The 17,507-nt window shown below is 39.1% G+C and carries 13 protein-coding genes; 6 read left to right on the top strand and 7 right to left on the bottom strand.

Annotation, left to right across the window (positions count from 1 at the left end; translation table 11 throughout):
• The first annotated feature begins 85 nt into the window (after window positions 1-85).
• Both I6E80_RS01590 and I6E80_RS01585 read left to right on the top strand, forming a co-directional pair.
• The gene (locus I6E80_RS01590) at window positions 86-937 is read left to right on the top strand and encodes a LysR family transcriptional regulator (RefSeq protein WP_024599314.1); all 852 of its coding nucleotides are present in this window, start codon (window positions 86-88) and stop codon (window positions 935-937) included.
• Between the two features lie 188 nt (window positions 938-1,125).
• Window positions 1,126-3,282, top strand: coding sequence for a TonB-dependent receptor (locus I6E80_RS01585; RefSeq protein WP_170071708.1), 2,157 nt, complete (start codon window positions 1,126-1,128; stop codon window positions 3,280-3,282).
• A 408-nt stretch (window positions 3,283-3,690) separates the two neighbouring features.
• Here the strand turns inward: I6E80_RS01585 and rlmB are convergent, their stop codons facing one another.
• The 5 genes from rlmB to I6E80_RS01560 form a co-directional block, all read right to left on the bottom strand.
• Complete coding sequence (rlmB, locus tag I6E80_RS01580) at window positions 3,691-4,434, bottom strand: 23S rRNA (guanosine(2251)-2'-O)-methyltransferase RlmB (RefSeq protein WP_007378377.1); 744 nt, start codon at window positions 4,432-4,434, stop codon at window positions 3,691-3,693.
• The gene (rnr, locus tag I6E80_RS01575) at window positions 4,431-6,926 is read right to left on the bottom strand and encodes a ribonuclease R (RefSeq protein WP_121955115.1); all 2,496 of its coding nucleotides are present in this window, start codon (window positions 6,924-6,926) and stop codon (window positions 4,431-4,433) included. Before rnr ends, rlmB begins: the two co-directional genes overlap by 4 nt.
• Window positions 6,927-7,320: 394 nt before the next feature.
• The gene (locus tag I6E80_RS01570; RefSeq protein WP_197184610.1) at window positions 7,321-8,058 is read right to left on the bottom strand and encodes an enoyl-CoA hydratase/isomerase family protein; all 738 of its coding nucleotides are present in this window, start codon (window positions 8,056-8,058) and stop codon (window positions 7,321-7,323) included.
• Window positions 8,059-8,158: 100 nt separating this feature from the next.
• Window positions 8,159-8,773 carry a DNA-binding response regulator gene (locus tag I6E80_RS01565; protein WP_197184609.1) on the bottom strand — a complete coding sequence of 205 codons (615 nt, stop codon included), beginning with the start codon at window positions 8,771-8,773 and terminating at the stop codon, window positions 8,159-8,161.
• Window positions 8,770-9,873 carry a sensor histidine kinase gene (locus I6E80_RS01560; protein WP_197184608.1) on the bottom strand — a complete coding sequence of 368 codons (1,104 nt, stop codon included), beginning with the start codon at window positions 9,871-9,873 and terminating at the stop codon, window positions 8,770-8,772. The genes I6E80_RS01565 and I6E80_RS01560 overlap by 4 nt, the downstream gene beginning before the upstream one ends.
• Before the next feature lie 324 nt (window positions 9,874-10,197).
• Here I6E80_RS01560 and I6E80_RS01555 point away from each other — a divergent pair, with 324 nt between their 5' ends.
• From I6E80_RS01555 to queG, 4 genes are all read left to right on the top strand, one after another.
• Window positions 10,198-11,064 carry a DMT family transporter gene (locus I6E80_RS01555; protein ID WP_197184607.1) on the top strand — a complete coding sequence of 289 codons (867 nt, stop codon included), beginning with the start codon at window positions 10,198-10,200 and terminating at the stop codon, window positions 11,062-11,064.
• Window positions 11,061-11,765: a glycerophosphodiester phosphodiesterase family protein gene (locus I6E80_RS01550; protein ID WP_197184606.1), complete on the top strand. Its 705-nt coding sequence runs from the start codon at window positions 11,061-11,063 to the stop codon at window positions 11,763-11,765. The genes I6E80_RS01555 and I6E80_RS01550 overlap by 4 nt, the downstream gene beginning before the upstream one ends.
• Window positions 11,766-11,810: 45 nt before the next feature.
• Window positions 11,811-13,031, top strand: coding sequence for a methyl-accepting chemotaxis protein (locus tag I6E80_RS01545; RefSeq protein ID WP_197184605.1), 1,221 nt, complete (start codon window positions 11,811-11,813; stop codon window positions 13,029-13,031).
• 66 nt (window positions 13,032-13,097) lie between these two features.
• On the top strand, window positions 13,098-14,231 hold the full coding sequence (queG, locus tag I6E80_RS01540; RefSeq protein WP_197184604.1) for a tRNA epoxyqueuosine(34) reductase QueG: 1,134 nt from the start codon (window positions 13,098-13,100) through the stop codon (window positions 14,229-14,231).
• A 46-nt stretch (window positions 14,232-14,277) separates the two neighbouring features.
• On the opposite strand, the gene I6E80_RS01535 is transcribed toward queG, so the two are convergent.
• Together I6E80_RS01535 and I6E80_RS01530 are read right to left on the bottom strand one after the other, a co-directional pair.
• Entirely contained in the window at window positions 14,278-15,405 is a 1,128-nt protein-coding gene (locus tag I6E80_RS01535) for a PleD family two-component system response regulator (protein WP_170071702.1), read from the bottom strand.
• 54 nt (window positions 15,406-15,459) lie between these two features.
• Complete coding sequence (locus I6E80_RS01530) at window positions 15,460-17,454, bottom strand: ATP-binding protein (RefSeq protein ID WP_197184603.1); 1,995 nt, start codon at window positions 17,452-17,454, stop codon at window positions 15,460-15,462.
• Window positions 17,455-17,507 lie beyond the last annotated feature (53 nt).

Raw genomic sequence — 17,507 nt, 5'->3', positions numbered from 1 at the left:
CACGCCTACCAACAACAAATTGTAATTTTTTATCAATTGATAAATAATACTTATATATATAGCTATATAAATTGTAATTTTAAATATGAAAAACATATCAACCGATGCTTTACGTACCTTTGTAATGGTAGTTGAAATAGGTGGTTTTGCTAAAGCTGGCGATTTACTTGGCCTATCGCAACCAGCTGTTAGTTTGCAAATAAAGCGCCTAGAAGACGTGCTCGGATATAAACTATTTAAAAAACAAGGACAGCGCCAAGTATTAAACCAGTACGGCGAGCTATTATTGCCTATGGCAAAACAAATGATGCAACACAACGATGCTATTTTGCAGCAGTTCACATCAGAAAATATCGCGGGTAAAGTGCGCTTAGGTATTCCGAGCGAATTTGCAGCGCGTATTTTACCCTCAATTATTGGCGACTTTGTGGCGCTCTACCCTGAGGTATCGTTAGAGGTTAAATCGCGTTTAAGTAAACATTTACTTTCGGCCTCAAGGCAAGATCAATTCGATTTAGTACTTGCGCTCAATGAGCGACTTAACTCTGATAAGTTTCCTATTTTTATGCAAGACGAACTGGTGTGGGTGGGCGACCTGTCACTTGCGCAAAACGACGTGGTTACGCTAGTTACTGCCCCAGAGGGGTGTATTTATCGTCGCCGTGCAATTGATGCATTAAAAAATGCGGGCATAAAATACCGTATTGTCTATAGCAACGCAGATTTAACCGGCCTTATTGCTGCATTAAAAGAAGGCTTAGGTATTACCGTACTTGCTAAAAGCACAGTACCGAGTGAGCTTAACTATCAAGTTCAAACCAAACATTTACCGGCTCTTGGCAATATTGGTATTAGTTTAATTAAAAGTTCGGGTGAATCTGATCATGCCGTAGATAAGCTCGCGGAGTTTATAGCGCTACGTTTGGGTTATAGCTAATCAAAACTTTATAATTAGTTTATGAGTTGTGAAGTAATACAAAAGAAACAATTTAGTTAACTAAGTTGCATAAGTAGGTGTTTTTAGTTCTATTAAACTGAATAATTAAATAGTTAATAACATTGATTCGTATTCGTTAACGTGTTCAAATTACGCCAATTAAGATAATTGACATGATTAGGAACACAATGAACCCTAAGTTTTTAGTATCTACTTTGGCAACTGCGGTTGCTTTGTCTTTTAGTGCTACTGCAATAGCAAAAGACACCAGCGATAAAGAACAACGCTTTGAACAAATTACTGTTATTGGCTCAGAACAAGCAATTAACGACATTCCTGGTTCGGCTACGTTTATTTCTGATGAAGAACTTCAAAAATTCAAATTTACTGATATTTCTCGCGTTTTAGCGTCTGTTCCGGGCGTTTACGTGCAAGAAGAAGACGGCTACGGCCTTCGCCCTAATATTGGTATGCGCGGCACAGGTACTGGCCGTAACGATAAAATATCAGTAATGGAAGACGGTGTATTGGTTGCACCAGCACCATACTCTGCACCTTCTGCTTACTACTTCCCTACTATGGGTCGTATGGAGTCTATTGAAGTATTAAAAGGCGCGGCATCAGTTAAGTATGGCCCGCGTACTACGGGTGGTGTTTTAAACTTACTTTCGCGCAGCTTACCTACTGAGCCAAATAGCTCAAAAGGTATGGTAGATGCAGCCCTTGGTGGTGATGGTTACTACAAAGGTCACGCTTACTTCGGTAAAGAAAAAAACAACACAGCAGGCTTAATTGAAGTATTTACTTACGGCGCAGACGGTTTTAAAGAGCTGCCAGTAGGCAATGACAACACCGGCTTTGAAAAAACAGATTTACTATTAAAATTTGGCCATACGTTTGGTCAAAACGATGCGCATAATCTTGAGCTAAAAATTAAGTACTCTGATGAAACATCAGACGAAACATACATGGGCTTAACAGACGAAGACTACCAAAAAAGCCCTTACCGTCGTTATGCTGCATCGCAAAACGATGAAATGAATACTCGCCACAACGCATACCAACTTAACTACGCGTACCGTTTTGGTGATGGCTATGAATTTTTAGCTACGGCTTACTTAAACGATTTTCATCGTAACTGGTATAAAGCCAGCAGCGTAGGTTTAAGTACTCTTGAGCAGTACAGCGATTTTGAAGCAAACCCAACAAGCGAAGGCATTGAAGGTATTGGTGTTAAAGCTAATAACCGCGATTACCAAGCTAAAGGTATTCAGTCTGAATTACATATTCCTGCAGGCGATCACTATGTGACTGTTGGCGTACGTTACCACGAAGACGAAATGGATCGTTTTCAGTGGCAAGATACCTACACTCTTAATCAAGACTTGAGCTTAACGCTTACAGAGCAAGGCGTTCCGGGCTCAGACAGCAACCGTGTAGATAGCGCAGAAGCAAGCACCTTGTTTATTCAAGACGAGTGGACAATTGATGCATTAGTAGTAAGTGCAGGTCTTCGTTATGAAGACATTACCATTACGCGTGAAGAGTGGTCTAAATCAGATCCAACACGCAGCAACGGTTTAACTAAAGATGTGTCGAACGACACCGAAATTTTAGTTCCGTCGCTAGGTGCTACTTACACCCTTAACGAAAATGTAACGCTACTGGCGGGCATTCAAAAAGGTTATGCACCAGCAGCACCAGGTAATGCAGACCAAGAAGAAGAAGAAAGTGTAAACATTGAGTTTGGCTCTCGCTTTAATATGGATGGCTTTAGCGGTGAAGTAATTGCCTTTTACTCAGACTACGACAACATGCACGGTAACTGTACTGCAGCGGTTGGTTGTAGCGACGACAACATTGGCGACCAATACAACTACGGTGAAGTAGAAGTAGCAGGCTTTGAATTTAGTGCAGCACGTACGTTTGCAACTGATACAGCTATGTTCCCAGTTAAATTAACGTATACCTACACAGACTCTGAGTTTAAAAACGATTTTGATTCAGAAATTTGGGGCGCGGTAGAAAAAGGTGATGCAATGCCTTACGTACCAGAAAACCAAGTAGCGCTATCGTTAGGTGCTGAGTTTTCTGCGTTTGTAGTTAACAGCCAAATACGTTACGTATCTGATGCGCATGCTAATTTGACTGAGTCGGGCTTAAACGCAATTGATAGCCGCGTAGTATGGGATTTAGCTGCTAAATACTTAATCGATGAGAATCAAAAAGTATACCTAAGCGTTGATAACTTGTTTGATAAAACATACGTTGCTAACCGTTCAAACGGTGGCATTCAGCCAGGTAAGCCACGTACAGTACAGATGGGCTACACTTATAGCTTTTAAGCTTAAAGCTGGTTAAACGGTTCACTAACAGCGTTAATAATTTTTTATGTAAAAGCACTACACATCTAAATTATTGCCTTGTTATTAAACCGTTTACCTGCGCTTTGTATAGGATAAATGGTTCTCTAGCTGCGTTAATAATTTTTTATGTAAAAGCACTACACATCTAAATGATTGCCTTGTTATTAAACCGTTTACCTGCGCTTTGTATAGGATAAATGGTTCACTAACAGCGTTAATAATTTTTTATGTAAGAACACTACACATCTAAATTATTGCCTTGTTATTAAACCGTTTATCAAAGCTTACAAAGTTAAAGCGTAAATTACAGACACAAAAAAGCCGAGATTGAATTTCAATCTCGGCTTTTTTAATACTTAATTTAAATTAGGTATTATTTATTAGGTATTAGTTATTTGCGTTACGTTGGCGTAATACTTCAAACAAACAAATACCCGTAGCTACCGATACGTTTAAGCTTGAAACAGTACCCGCCATTGGGATTTTAACGAGCATATCGCAATGCTCACGCGTTAAGCGTCGCATGCCCTCGCCTTCTGCGCCCATAACAATAGCCATTGGGCCTGTTAAGCTTGCATCAAATACGTGGTTATCAGTTTCGCCAGCAGTGCCTACAACCCATACGCCTGCATCTTTAATTTCGCGAAGCGTGCGTGCAAGGTTAGTAACTTGAATAAGCGGTACTGTTTCGGCTGCGCCACAAGCTACTTTGCGTGCTGTGCCGTTAAGTTTTGCAGAGCGATCTTTAGGTACAATTATAGCGTGAACACCTGCCGCGTCTGCACTACGTAGGCATGCGCCTAAGTTATGCGGATCGGTAATACCATCAAGTACAAGTAAAAACGGTGTGTCTTCACGAGCGATTATCGCATCAAGATCTTTTTCATTAAATGTAGGAGCAGCTTTTACGTTGGCAATAATACCTTGATGCTGCTCACCTTTTGATTTGCTATCAAGAGCTTTACGCTGCATAAACTGTACTGAAATGCCAAATTTACGTGCTTCATCAATAATCGGAGTTGAGCGTTTGTCGTCACGACCTTTAAGGGCGTAAATTTCTACAAAGCGCTCTGGCTCGCTTTCTAAAATTGCTTCAACAGAGTGAAAGCCAAAAATTAATTCATTACTCACGTATTATCTGCTCCTGGACTAGTACTTTTGCGGGCATTTTTGCCAGCTCTTTTAGGCTTTCTAACTGCCTTCTTCTTCGGTTTTTTCTTTACGGCAGTGTCTGCTGCTTTTTTATCTGCGGGTTTTGTTGCAGACTTATTTGCAGGCTTGCCTTTATCTTTATTTGCTGGCTTTTTTTTGCCCTTTGGTTTGTCATCGCTGTGCGACTTTTTACCCGGTACTTTGCCTGCTTTTAATTGCGAGCGAACACTTGCTGGCGCATGCTCAGATTTACCTGAACCTTTTTTTGGCGCACGGCGACGTGAGTATCTGTCTTGTGCAACATCGCCTTTAAGCGTTAAGTTTATACGGCGATCGTCTAAACTAACCGATGCAACGTTTACTGTTACTTTATCGCCAAGGCGATAAACTTTGTGAGAGTGCTCACCTATTAGGGTGTGTTTTGCTGCATCATGCGCAAAAAACTCGTCGCCTAAATTAGTAACGTGAACAAGCCCATCAATTTGTAAATCGTCTAAACGAATAAACAAACCAAAGTTAGTGACCGATGAAATAACACCGTTAAATTCAGTGCCTACATGATCTTGCATAAACTCACATTTAAGCCAATCGGCTACTTCGCGAGTTGCATCGTCAGCGCGGCGCTCTGTGGTAGAACACTGCTCACCTAGTTGATCAACTTCGTCGTCGGTATAAGCATATTCGCCAGACGTTTGCTGACCCTGTGCTTTTATGACTGCTTTAATAGCACGATGTACTACTAAATCTGGGTAACGACGTATTGGCGATGTAAAGTGCGCATAAGCCGATAACGCTAAACCAAAGTGACCAATGTTATCTGGCTGATATACAGCTTGTTTCATTGAACGCAGTAGCATAGTTTGAATTAGTTCAGCTTCTGGGCGGTCACCTAGTCGCGCTAATACTTGGGTTATTTCTTTTGGTGTTGGCTCGTCGCTTAATGTGCTTTCGATACCTAACTCGCCTAAAAACTTAGTAAAGTTACCTAGTTTTTCGCCATCTGGTTCGTCATGCACACGATAAAGCGCGCTTGCTTCATGCTTTTCAAGAATTTTAGCCGCCGATACATTGGCTAAAATCATACATTCTTCAATTAGTTTGTGCGCGTCGTTACGAATAACTGGCACTATTGATTCTATTTTACGCTGAGCGTTAAATACAAAACGTGTTTCTAGGGTTTCAAACTCAATGGCACCACGGTCTTGGCGTGCTGCTTTAAGTGCCATATACATTTGCTGTAAGTCAGTTAAATGTGGCACTACGGCTGAGTATTCTTCGCGTAGTTTTTCGTCGTTTTGTAAAATGGCATTTACTTTGGTGTAAGTTAAACGTGCATGCGAGTTCATTATCGCTTCGTAAAACTTATAGCCCGAAAGTTTGCCCGCGCTCGATACGGTCATTTCGGCAACCATACATAAACGATCTACTTTTGGATTAAGCGAACATAGTCCATTAGAAAGCACTTTTGGTAGCATCGGAATTACTTGCTCAGGGAAATACACTGAGTTACCACGCAAAATTGCTTCTTTGTTAAGCGGCGTGTTCATTCCTACATAATGCGATACGTCGGCAATGGCAACCCATAAGCGCCAGCCACCCGATTTTTTTGGTTCACAGTATACGGCATCATCAAAGTCGCGCGCGTCTTCGCCATCAATAGTTACAAGTGGTATGTCACGTAAATCTACGCGACCTTGTTTGTCAGCTTCGTCAACAAATTCACCTAGGTGGGCAACTTGTGCTTCAACTTCTTCTGGCCATACATGTGGAATATCGTGATTGCGCAGTGCGACTTCAATTTCCATACCTGGGGCTAAATGCTCACCAAGTACGTCTATAATTTTACCTACCGCGTTCATGTTACGGCTTGGATTTTGTGTAATTTTAACCTGCACCATTTGGTTATGGCGGGCACCGTTTTCGTTGCCTGGTAAAATCATTATATCTTGCGTGATGCGCGGATCTTCAGCGACTACAACAGCAACACCATGCTCTACAAAGTAGCGGCCAACAATTGGCGCGCGCTCGTTAGTAAGCACTTTTATAATACGTGCATCGCATTTTGAGCCAGAGCCACGTTTAGTGCCTTTAGCTAGTACAATGTCGCCGTGTAACACCATGTTCATTTGGTGTTTAGCAATAAACCAATCTTTACTCTCGCCTTCAACTTCTAAAAAGCCAAAACCGTCTCTGTGGCCTATTACTTTGCCTTTGGTTAAACCGGCTTCGTCAATTAGGGCATAGCATTTAAATTTATTAAAATACAGCTGTCCGTCACGCTCCATAGCGCGAAGGCGGCGTTTAAATGCTATTTGGCGTTCGTCATCGTTTACTGCTAATTCTTCACATAATTGTGCGTAGTTAGCAGGCTTTGAACGCTCTTGAAGGTGAGTAAGTATAAACTCACGACTAGGGACTGGGTTTTCGTACTTTTCTTGTTCTCGACTGAGATTTGGATCTTGGTTTGACATTCACTATCTTGTTAGTTGGTTATGTAGGTATTTTAACCCATATAGTTATAATGAGACAGGTAAAAGCTATTAAACTTTTAAGAAAGCGCTTTTACCTTAGCTGTATAGCCTAAAAATCTAGCGCAATGGGGCTTAACGACCCCTTAACTGCAAAGTGTTTAGTCATCTCGTTGCAATGCTAAAACCCTTTCGCGCTATTATAACCTGAGCTCTGGATAACAAATCTATCTCGAGCAGCTATTTTCAGCGCTAACAGCGTTGAATATACTTGCAATAGGCCAGCTATTGGCGCGTAAATTCGTCTTGTTTTCACTAAAAATCTCTGGCTAGAGAAAATAAATTTAAATATCACCATGATTCAATACGTTAGTAAATCTCTTAACCAGAGTTCAGGTTATTTATTTTTTTGTAGGTTTTTCCAGAGCAGTTTGCTTATATTATCAATAAAGCTTGGGTCTTCTTCTTTCATTGTAAGCAAAATTTGCTTATTCATTTGTGTTTTATTTTGAGCGTAAATCCAGCGGTTTTTATTAAACTGCTGGGCAAACTCAAGTACACCTGCTTGTAGTTCGTCGTTATTAATAAATGTAGCTTCAACCACTTTATTGTCTAGCAACTGCTCTGCACCAACACGCTCTCCTGACATAGCTAAACGATTAAAGAATGTTTGCGAAATTGCTTTATTAATTATAGGAAACATCGACGGTACAAACGGCACCATTACATCCACTTCAGGAAAACAAAAGAAGCCTCTGTCTGACTTCATAAATCTAAAATCGCACGCACATGCAAGCACAGAACCATTACCGTAAGTATGGCCGTTTAACGCCGCAATAATAGGCATAGGAAAAGTAACTATGCGCTTAAACAAGTCGCTTATTTGAATCATAAAATCAGAAATTGCTGCTGGTAAAATACTTGGATTAGACATCCACTGGAGGTCGATACCTAGTGACCAGTTTTTAGCGCTCGAAGACGTTAAAATAACTGACTTTATATTTTGATCTGCTTCGATGTGGTCAAGGTGTAAATTAAACTCAGCCAAAAACGCTGGATTGTGACGGTTTTCAGCGGTATTCATGGTGAGTATAGCGGTGTTATTTTTAGTTGTTAGTTCTATTAGATTTGCCATTAAACCCTCTTTTAGCGCTTTTTAAGCTAACTTTAAGCGCCGTTCGTTACTTTTATAAGTAACATAGTAATACTTTGCTTATAATTTATAAACCCACTATTTATAACCACCCTTTTTGTTTAGCTATACGCGCAGCATCTATGCGGTTAGTGGCGTTTAGCTTAGCTATAGCGTCTGATAAATAATTACGTGTGGTACCTTCGCTTATAAATAACTGCTTGGCTATATCGCTTGTTTTAAGGCCGTCGCTTGCAAGTTTAAGCGCTTTTCGCTCTTTATCGGTAAGCGGGTCGGAGTCGTCTAGTGCATTAATAGCAAGCTCTGGGTCAATTACTTTTTGCCCCTGCATTACTTTTTTAAGCGCATTTATTAGCTCTTCACTGGGTGCTTCTTTTAAAATAAAACCTTTAACACCTGCCGTAAGCGCTCGCCTAATATAACCCGCACGAGAAAATGTGGTCATAATAACCATTTTTATAGCGGGGAACTTAGCGGCTATTTTTTCACTCAGCTCTATACCATTCATGGTTGGCATTTCTATATCGGTTAAAATTATATCGGGATGTAAATCACTATCAAGCGCCTCAATTGCATTAAGTGCATCTTGCCCATTACTTGCTTGCCCCATTATCTCAATATTAAAATCGAGACTTAATAGTGCTGCGATTGCGTCGCGAACAAGCGCTTGATCTTCCACTAAATAAACTTTAATCATTGTAAATCCTTATCTGTGATTGGTAGCATTACATTTAAAGTAAAAGTATCACCACACGTAAACTTAGCACTGCCCTTTAATTGCTCTGCTCGCTCTGTAATACCATTTAGACCATTACCTGCTTTTAATGTATTGCATGGCGCGTAATCAATCACTGTAATGAGAAGCTGCTGCACTGTTTGATCTATATTTATTGCGCAATTCTTTGTGCTGCTATGGCGTAATAAATTAGTCACAGCCTCTTTAATTATTAACCCAGCGAACCCTTCAACCTTAGCGGGTAAAGTACTTAAATTTGCATTAACCTTTACGCTAAAGCCTTGCTCTATTAACCTTTGCTCTAGCTGTGCTATTTGACTGACGAGGTTGAGCTGTTTTAAATCACTTACTGCGTTTCTTACATCGCTAAGTAACTGTCTTGCAAGATCTGCCACTTGCGCTATTTCGTTGTTGGCTTGAGCGTAGCGCTCTCCTTGGTTTAATTTATTAGCAAGCTCAGCCTTTAGAGCAATAGATGACAGTGAGTGGCCTAAAATATCGTGCAAGTCGCGAGCTATTCGTTCTCGCTCAGCAATTGCTGCTAATTGCTCTAATTGGTTAGCGCTTTCTTGTTCGCGCTTTTTGTGTAAACGCTCTTTTTGACCTGCTATACCAAAGGCAAATAAAGCCCCACATAATATTAAAGATCCGGCAAAAAAGTACTTAACGTTATGTACATCAGCAGCATATGCAGCCCCTATAACACTTACAATAACCGCTAGTGCTGCAAAAATCCGCTGCTTGTAGCTGTATGATGACCCCGCTATATAAGCAATAAATCCAAATAACGTTGAAGTGCCTGACGTATAAAATGTGGCACTAAAGCACACCAATAACATCACTACAAATAACTTGGTAACATTAGAGTTTTCGCAGTCCATCGCCTTGACGTAAAGCAGTATAAAAACAATGTAAAATGCGAACGTCATAACAATGTTATTTGCGCTTAAGTTAGAAACATTAAAAATGGTGGGCAGTAAATAAAAACCGGTGAAAATTAGCGGTGCATAATCCCAAAACTTTTTCCCTGACGTTTTTTTAGCTGTACTTAATGTGTCCATATTGGAGCCTCTGACTTATTCTTTTTATTTATAGCACTGTTTTTATTAATAAATATAAATAACATAAAAATGCTCATGAGTATAAAGCAATCATTTATTGAAACTGTAAAGCCCAGCCCATCAACAAATTCACTAATAGACAGGCTTATTAAAATTAAAGTATTCATAGCAACCTCCAGTTGAGTACATTAACTATGCCTGTGTAATAAAATAATAAGAGTGTGAAGTGTCATTAACTTTAATGACTTTTGTCATATTGGGAAAATTTCATCTTGTAAAAGTAACCTCAATGATAAGATATTAAAAAAAGGAGATAGCGTTTTAATGCAACCACAACAGCAAAGCCTGATTTACTTACACATAGCCGTTTTACTTTTTGGCGGAACCGCTCTATTTGCCAAGCTTATTGGTTTAAATGCTTTAGATATTACCGCTTATAGAACTGCAATTGCAGGAATGGCTATTTTAGCTATGCTGTATTTTCAAAAAAAACAAATTAAACTAAACAAGCCTAAAGACTACCTTATTGCATTATTTTTAGGAGTTGCGGTGGGTATTCACTGGGTAACCTATTTTGCTGGTATGCAAATGGCCGGTATAACAATTGGGATGCTGGCGTTTTTTAGCTACCCTGTAATGACAGTGTTTTTAGAGCCCTTATTTAATAAAAGCAGGCCAAAAGCAAAAGATATAATAAGTGCGGTGGTAGTTGTTTTAGGTATTTACCTATTAGTCCCAAATGCAAACTTAGGCGACGATGTAACCCTAGGTATAATGACAGGTGTAATATCGGCATTGTTTTTTTCAATCAGAAACATTACTCATAAGCGCTACTTTAGCCAATATGGCGGGCCGCAAACGATGTTTTATCAAACCTTAGTGGCAAGTATTATGCTGTGCGCATTTATTGAAGTGCCTGTGTATGAGGTTAGTGATCATGATCTGATTTTAATTGCTATAGCGGGTATTATTTTTACGGCTACACCTCACTCATTATTTGCAGCAAGTTTAAAGCATTTATCAGCGGCAACCGCTGGGTTAATTTCTTGCTTACAACCACTTTATGGCACCATACTGGCTATAGTAATTATTCATGAACGTCCTACTGTTATGACGTTAGTTGGTGGAGCACTTATTGTTAGTGCCGCTTGTTTTGAAACGTGGTCAATCACTAAAAAGGCTCGACAATGAAAGTATTTGCACACCGTGGTGCCAGTGGGGATTTTCCTGAAAACACCGAAAGCGCTATTTTAGAAGCGTTAAAAGTAGGTGTTGATGGTATTGAAGTAGATATTCAAAGTTCCTTAGATGATTACATGGTAATACACGACTCATGGCTCGATAGAACCACCAGCGGTAAAGGTAGGGTGAGTAACTTTACGGCACATGAACTCTCTAAACTTGATGCTGGAAATGGCGAAAAAATTCCTACTCTTCAACAGTTATTTGATTGGAATAATAATAAATCTTTATTGAATATTGAGCTTAAACATACGTTTGAACTGGAGAGGTTTGCAGTTCAACTTGAGAGAAACATTAAAGCTAACAAAATATCGAAAGCCAATATTTTAGTATCATCGTTTGATCATCATCAACTACAGTGGCTTAAAAACAGGCTACCATGGCTTAAAATAGGCGCCCTTACTTCTTCTATTCCAATTAACTATGCAAAGTTTGCAAGTGACTTAAACGCTTATAGCGTGCATGCAGATAAAATCTTTATAAATAAGGCTTTTGCAGATGATGCAAAAAAAAGAGGCCTAAAGATTTATGCTTATACGGTCGATAGAGAACAAGATATAGCGCTAATGCTTGAGTATGGCATAGACGGAATTTTTACAAATTACCCAGCGCGAACCAAAGCTTACTTGTTGTCGTTACAAAAAAGCTAACTTACATCTCCCTAACTAAAATAAAAATCGTAGGGTTTAAGCATAATGAGTAGTTTTATGAAGATTTATAACTATATAGAGCAAACATTCTTTTTTACGTTAACGCGTAAAATAGTCGGTAATTTAAGTTTTGTATTATTGTTCCAAGCAATTACGTTATTTTGGCTGCATCAGAGCTTAAGCGAACAACAGCAAAGTACAGGGCTATTTTGGCTGCTTACGCTTGTTATTATATCTGGTTTTATTTTTACTCTTTTTTATATGCGTTTTTTAATTGTTCGCCCTGTTAGTGCTATGCGCGATACTTTGATAAAAATAAATCAGCAAGATGCAGATTTAGCAGCAAAGCTTCCCCACTTTTCATATGACGAATTTAAAGATTTAAGCACGCAGTACAATATGTTTACTGCCCATTTAAGTGAGTTACTCAGCACAACATACAACAGCGCTCAAGCCAGCGCACACAGTAATACACAAGTCACCCAATCAATGCAAAATACTGAGCAATCAAGTGAGCAACAAATACAATTAAGCCACAGTATTATTAACGCCAGTATGCAAATAACCCAAAGCTTACAAAACATTGTGAATAATACAGATAACGTGCATAACGTTAATAATGAGCACCTTAACTTCGTAAAACTCTCTGCATCAGAGCTCGCTGCTTTAGTGGAACAGGTTAAACTTATTACTAATATGCTGGGTAGCTTTTCAAATACAATTGCGGGACTGAAAGAAAACAGTGAAAACATTCGTAGTATTTTAAAAATGGTTGAAGAGTTTTCTGATCAAACTAACTTATTAGCCCTTAATGCCGCAATAGAAGCAGCTAGAGCGGGTGAAGCTGGTAGAGGGTTTGCCGTAGTTGCAGACGAAGTGCGTACACTTTCAATAAAAGTGAGTGGCGCAACTAGGCAAATAAGTGACTTTATTACTCAAATGAATGATTTAGTAAACGAGACGAATAAAGAGTCAGAGCAATTAATTACCCACTCCAATAACGCACAAAGCTCAATTAATGCCACTTGTGATGGTTTTACTAAAATGCTGAGTGAATTTGAGCACAACCAACAACAGTTACAACAAATAGCTAACGCGGTGCATATGCTTGAAGATACTCAAACCGATACTCACCAATCGGTAGAACAAATTGTAGCGCTAGGTGAGCAAGCTAAACTGCAAATAGATACAGCCCTTAGCGATTGCCAACAATCTCAACAGTTAAGCTTACAAACCCAACAACAGTTAAAGCGCTTTGTGCGCTAAGAAGCGTTTTCGGGCTCAGAGAAATATGGTAAATTACGCAGCTATTAATTTAAGTGTGTGAAGTGTGTGAGCAACCCTACCCCAGACTATGAAAAATTAGCCCTGCAAATAAAAACCTGGGGGCAAGAGCTTGGTTTTAGCGAAGTAGGTATTACTGATATTGACCTATCTAAGTACGAAGCCCAACTGCAACGTTGGCTTGATGCTGGCTACCATGGCTCGATGGATTATATGGCTGCTCACGGTATGAAACGCGCTCGCCCTGCTGAATTAGTACCAGGTACGCAGCGTGTAGTCTCTGTAAAAATGAACTACCTCCCACCTGATGCAGGCTTTGCGAAAACCTTAAAAAATAAAGAAAAAGCATACATCAGCCGCTATGCTCTGGGTCGTGATTACCATAAATTAATGCGTAATCGTTTAAAAAAACTAGGTCAAAAAATAGAACAAGAAATTGGCGAATATGGCTTTAGGCCTTTTGTCGATTCAGCTCCTGTACTTGAACGTCAACTCGCCGAAAAAGCCGGTTTAGGTTGGCGTGGTAAGCATTCGTTGTTAATTAATCAAGAAGCGGGATCGTGGTTTTTTTTAGGCGAGCTATTTATTGATTTACCCCTACCAATAGATGCAGAGAACACCTTTGAGGGATGCGGTAAATGCGTTGCTTGTATTACGCTTTGCCCAACAGGTGCAATTGTAGAGCCTTACGTTGTTGATGCACGTAAATGCATATCGTACTTAACGATAGAACACCAAGGACCCATACCCGAACAATACCGAACTTTATTAGGCAACCGCATTTATGGCTGTGATGATTGCCAGTTGGTATGCCCTTGGAATCGTTATGGACAAATAACGGATGAAAATGACTTTCATCCCCGTACTCAATTAAAAAATAAAGATTTACTTGCGCTGTTTGCTTGGGATGAGCCTACATTTTTAAAAAATACCGAAGGCAGCCCTATTCGTCGCATAGGTCACGAACGTTGGTTACGTAATATAGCGGTCGGTTTAGGTAATGCAGAGTTTAGTCCGGCTATTATTCATGCCTTACAGGATAAAAGCCAAATATGCAGCGAGCTTGTTTTAGAACATATTGAATGGGCGCTTACTCAACAAAACGATAAGCAACGATTACAAATTCGTAAAACAGCCAGATTAATCAGAATAGTAGAAAAAGGCTTACCCAGAGATGCATAATGCAGTTGGTGTAAGCCTTAAAGTAACATTATTTAATTAAGTATATTTAGCTCTTTAAAAGCAATGACAGATCTTGCTCAATTTCAGCAAAAGCTGCTTTTACCTGTATGACAGACTCTTCTCTGGCTACTGAGTTTTGGATAGTTTCATCTACTTTTTTATAAATAAACACCTCCTGGTCTTCATCTAATCCCATTGTTGGGATACGCTCTTCAAGCTCTTCTTGTAACTGTTTAAACACTTTTTCGTTGTTTTGACGGTTGTCATTCAATAAGCTAATTAAGCCATGAAACTTACTATGGACTGTACTTGCTACGGCATTAAGTTTTGCTTGTTGTGCTTCAAGCATTTTCTTAGTCGTGATGGCGCGTAGTTGCTGCTCGGTTACACTGACAATAAAACACACGTGATCGCGTATACGCCCGTGCTTATCGGGGTCGTGATCAGGCATATTTAAAATAAGTAAGCTAATCAATTCATAGTTAACTAAAATTCGATGCGAAAATTCATGTAAGCGACCTTTGTTTTTAAGCATTTCAAATAGCTCCACCACAATAGGTGAGCACACGCCATTTAGTGCAAAATGACTAATTTCATTATTTTCTCTAAACTCAACATTACTTTGTAAATCAAAAGACTGCAGGCAATCAATCAACGCTTTGCCTAGTTCTTGAGGATCGTTAATAAAGCCTATATTTTCAACGTAGTTAACTATTTGCCCCATCTCACTGCTGTTAGCCATGGCATTAAATGCAGTAGATGTAGCATCTTCAACTTGCTTTTCAAGGCTTTGTTTTTCAACGAGTACTTGGTTTAAATTTTTAAGCTTTGATTTAAGTTCGTCATGCCCAAAGGGTTTTACAATGTAATCTTCTGCGCCAACCGAGTAGCCTTCCATTCGCTCTTCAACTGTGCCTCGAGCAGATACAAACATAACAATTATGTGTGCTGTATTTGGATTTGCTTTAAGTGCCTTACATACTTCATAACCATTCATTTGCGGCATACTTACATCGAGTAATATAACCTGAGGCATATAACCTTCAACCATGTTTAAACACTCAGGGCCACTCGTTGCTACTTGTAATTCAAAATCAAGTTCCTCTAAAATTTCCTCAATAATTTCAAGGTTAAAGGGTTCGTCATCAACGGCAAGTATTTTAGTTAAGGCCATAATTTATCATCCATTCAAATTCTCAAAAAAGTTACTTGGCTTGCCAAAAAACAATTAATTACTGTGCTGTATTAATTGATCTTCAGCCAAATGCTCGTCTAGATTTATTTCTAGTGGCACTTGTATAGATATAGTGGCACCACCATTTTCGTTGTTACGTGCAGTGATCTCACCTTGGTGTAAAGATACAAACTCTCTACACAAGGCAAGACCGAGTCCTGTACCACCAGCACCGCTATTTGTTTTACTGCTTTGTACAAACTTAGTAAAAATATGCTCTAGTTCATCTTCAGGTATACCGACCCCATTATCGGTAACCTCTATAGTAGCAAGCTTATTATCTGACTCTAAATTTACCCGTATTTTACTTTTTGGTTCGCTAAATTTAAGTGCATTACCTAATACGTTTCGAAGTAACTGATTTATTTGCTCTTCATCACATTGCACAATTACAGGTAATGGCTGCGCGGTAAATACAATCTCAATTTCTTTTTCCATTGCCGTACCAGATACATCATCAATACTTGTTTTAATGATGTTCGATAAATTATATGGACGAGGATTAAATGGAAACTTACCCACATCTAGCTTAGATAGGTCGAGTAAATTATTTAGTAGCGACAGTAAACGCTCGCCACTACTCTCTATGCGAGATAGGTATTTAATGAGTTTTTCTTTTGCAAAATCTCCAGCATCTAATTTACTTAGACCAAAACGAGAAAAGCTTAAAATAGAGTGCATTGGTGTACGAAGTTCATGCGACATATTTGCTAAAAACTCTGATTTACTTAAGTTTGCAGCCTCAGCCACATTTTTAGCGTGCTCGAGTTGTGAAGTACGTGCTCTTACTTGCTCTTCAAGGATATCTTTTGCTTCAAGTAGTAAGTCTTCCTTTTGCTTGAGATGAGTTACATTTTTAAATATTACGGCAAGTGCTATTTCGCCATGGTGATCTATCTCATTAAAAGATCCCACCAACGGTATATATCCCCCTGCTGTTTTAGATAAACGTAAGTCGCAGCTAAATTGGCGATTACTATTTAATGTCGAAATTTTATCTTTAATACCTAACGTTGAATCATCATCTAAAAAGTTAAATACTGACTTACCTTCGAGTTCATTAAACGGTAAATTAAATAGTTTTAAACAAGCATCATTAGCTTCTATTACCCTACCGCATTTCTCAAACAACATAATTGCATCGGGCGTATGCTTATAAATAACCTGGAGTAGACTGTCTTTTTCAATCAGGGCATCAACTGTATCTTGTAGCCTTTCAACAAGTTCTGCGTTATGGCGTTTTAATAACTCTGTTTGCCATAATTTATGTATTGATTGTAATAGTGAGCTGTCGTTCAGTGGCTTAATAAGTACGTCTTCCACACCTTGACGAATAGCTTCAATCATCGAAACTTGATCGGGACGTGAGGTAAATAGTAAGCAGCGACAATGTGGTTGCGTTACTTTTAAGTTTGAAAAAATTTCTAAACCTGTTCCGTCATCTAAAACAAAATCGCTTATCAGTATATCGATTTGCTTTTCTTTAGTAATTTCTAAAGCTTCTGCGGAGGTGGTTGCTGTATGAGTCTCTATATGAGCGCCGATTAAGCTATTTTTCATTTTTTCGAGGCGTTCAGGAACATGATCGACGAGTAAAATAGCGGGTAATTGCAAAATATGATTAGAGCCTAATTCTAGTAGGCTCTCTAAAAGAGAAGTAATTTCTTTATTAGAAAAAAACGGGTAGATCACTGTTGCGTCAGGCGCAGCATGATTTAGCTCACTAAATGCAGTTAGTTGCTCACCACTTTCAGCTTTTGGAGCAAGTAACATAAAACGCTCTTGCGCTACTTCACTAACAAGGGGTTTTATAGAATCAACAGGCACACCATGGGCAACAACAACTAAGTCGTAGTCGCCTATATTGGTATACATGTCTAGCATGCTGAAATGAATTAATTCGACTTCACATCCTATTAATTCTAAAAGCACTTTCACACGCATTGCGATGACACTGCTACTATCAACAATTAATATTTTTCGAATCATCAAGCTACACTTCAAATTAATAAACTTAATATGTTAATAGCGTAGTCTATTTT

It is taken from the genome of Pseudoalteromonas sp. NSLLW218 (assembly GCF_015864775.1).
GTDB lineage: Bacteria > Pseudomonadota > Gammaproteobacteria > Enterobacterales > Alteromonadaceae > Pseudoalteromonas.
Note: the sequence above shows the minus strand (reverse complement) of the source record. Positions and strands in the feature narration are given on the sequence as shown.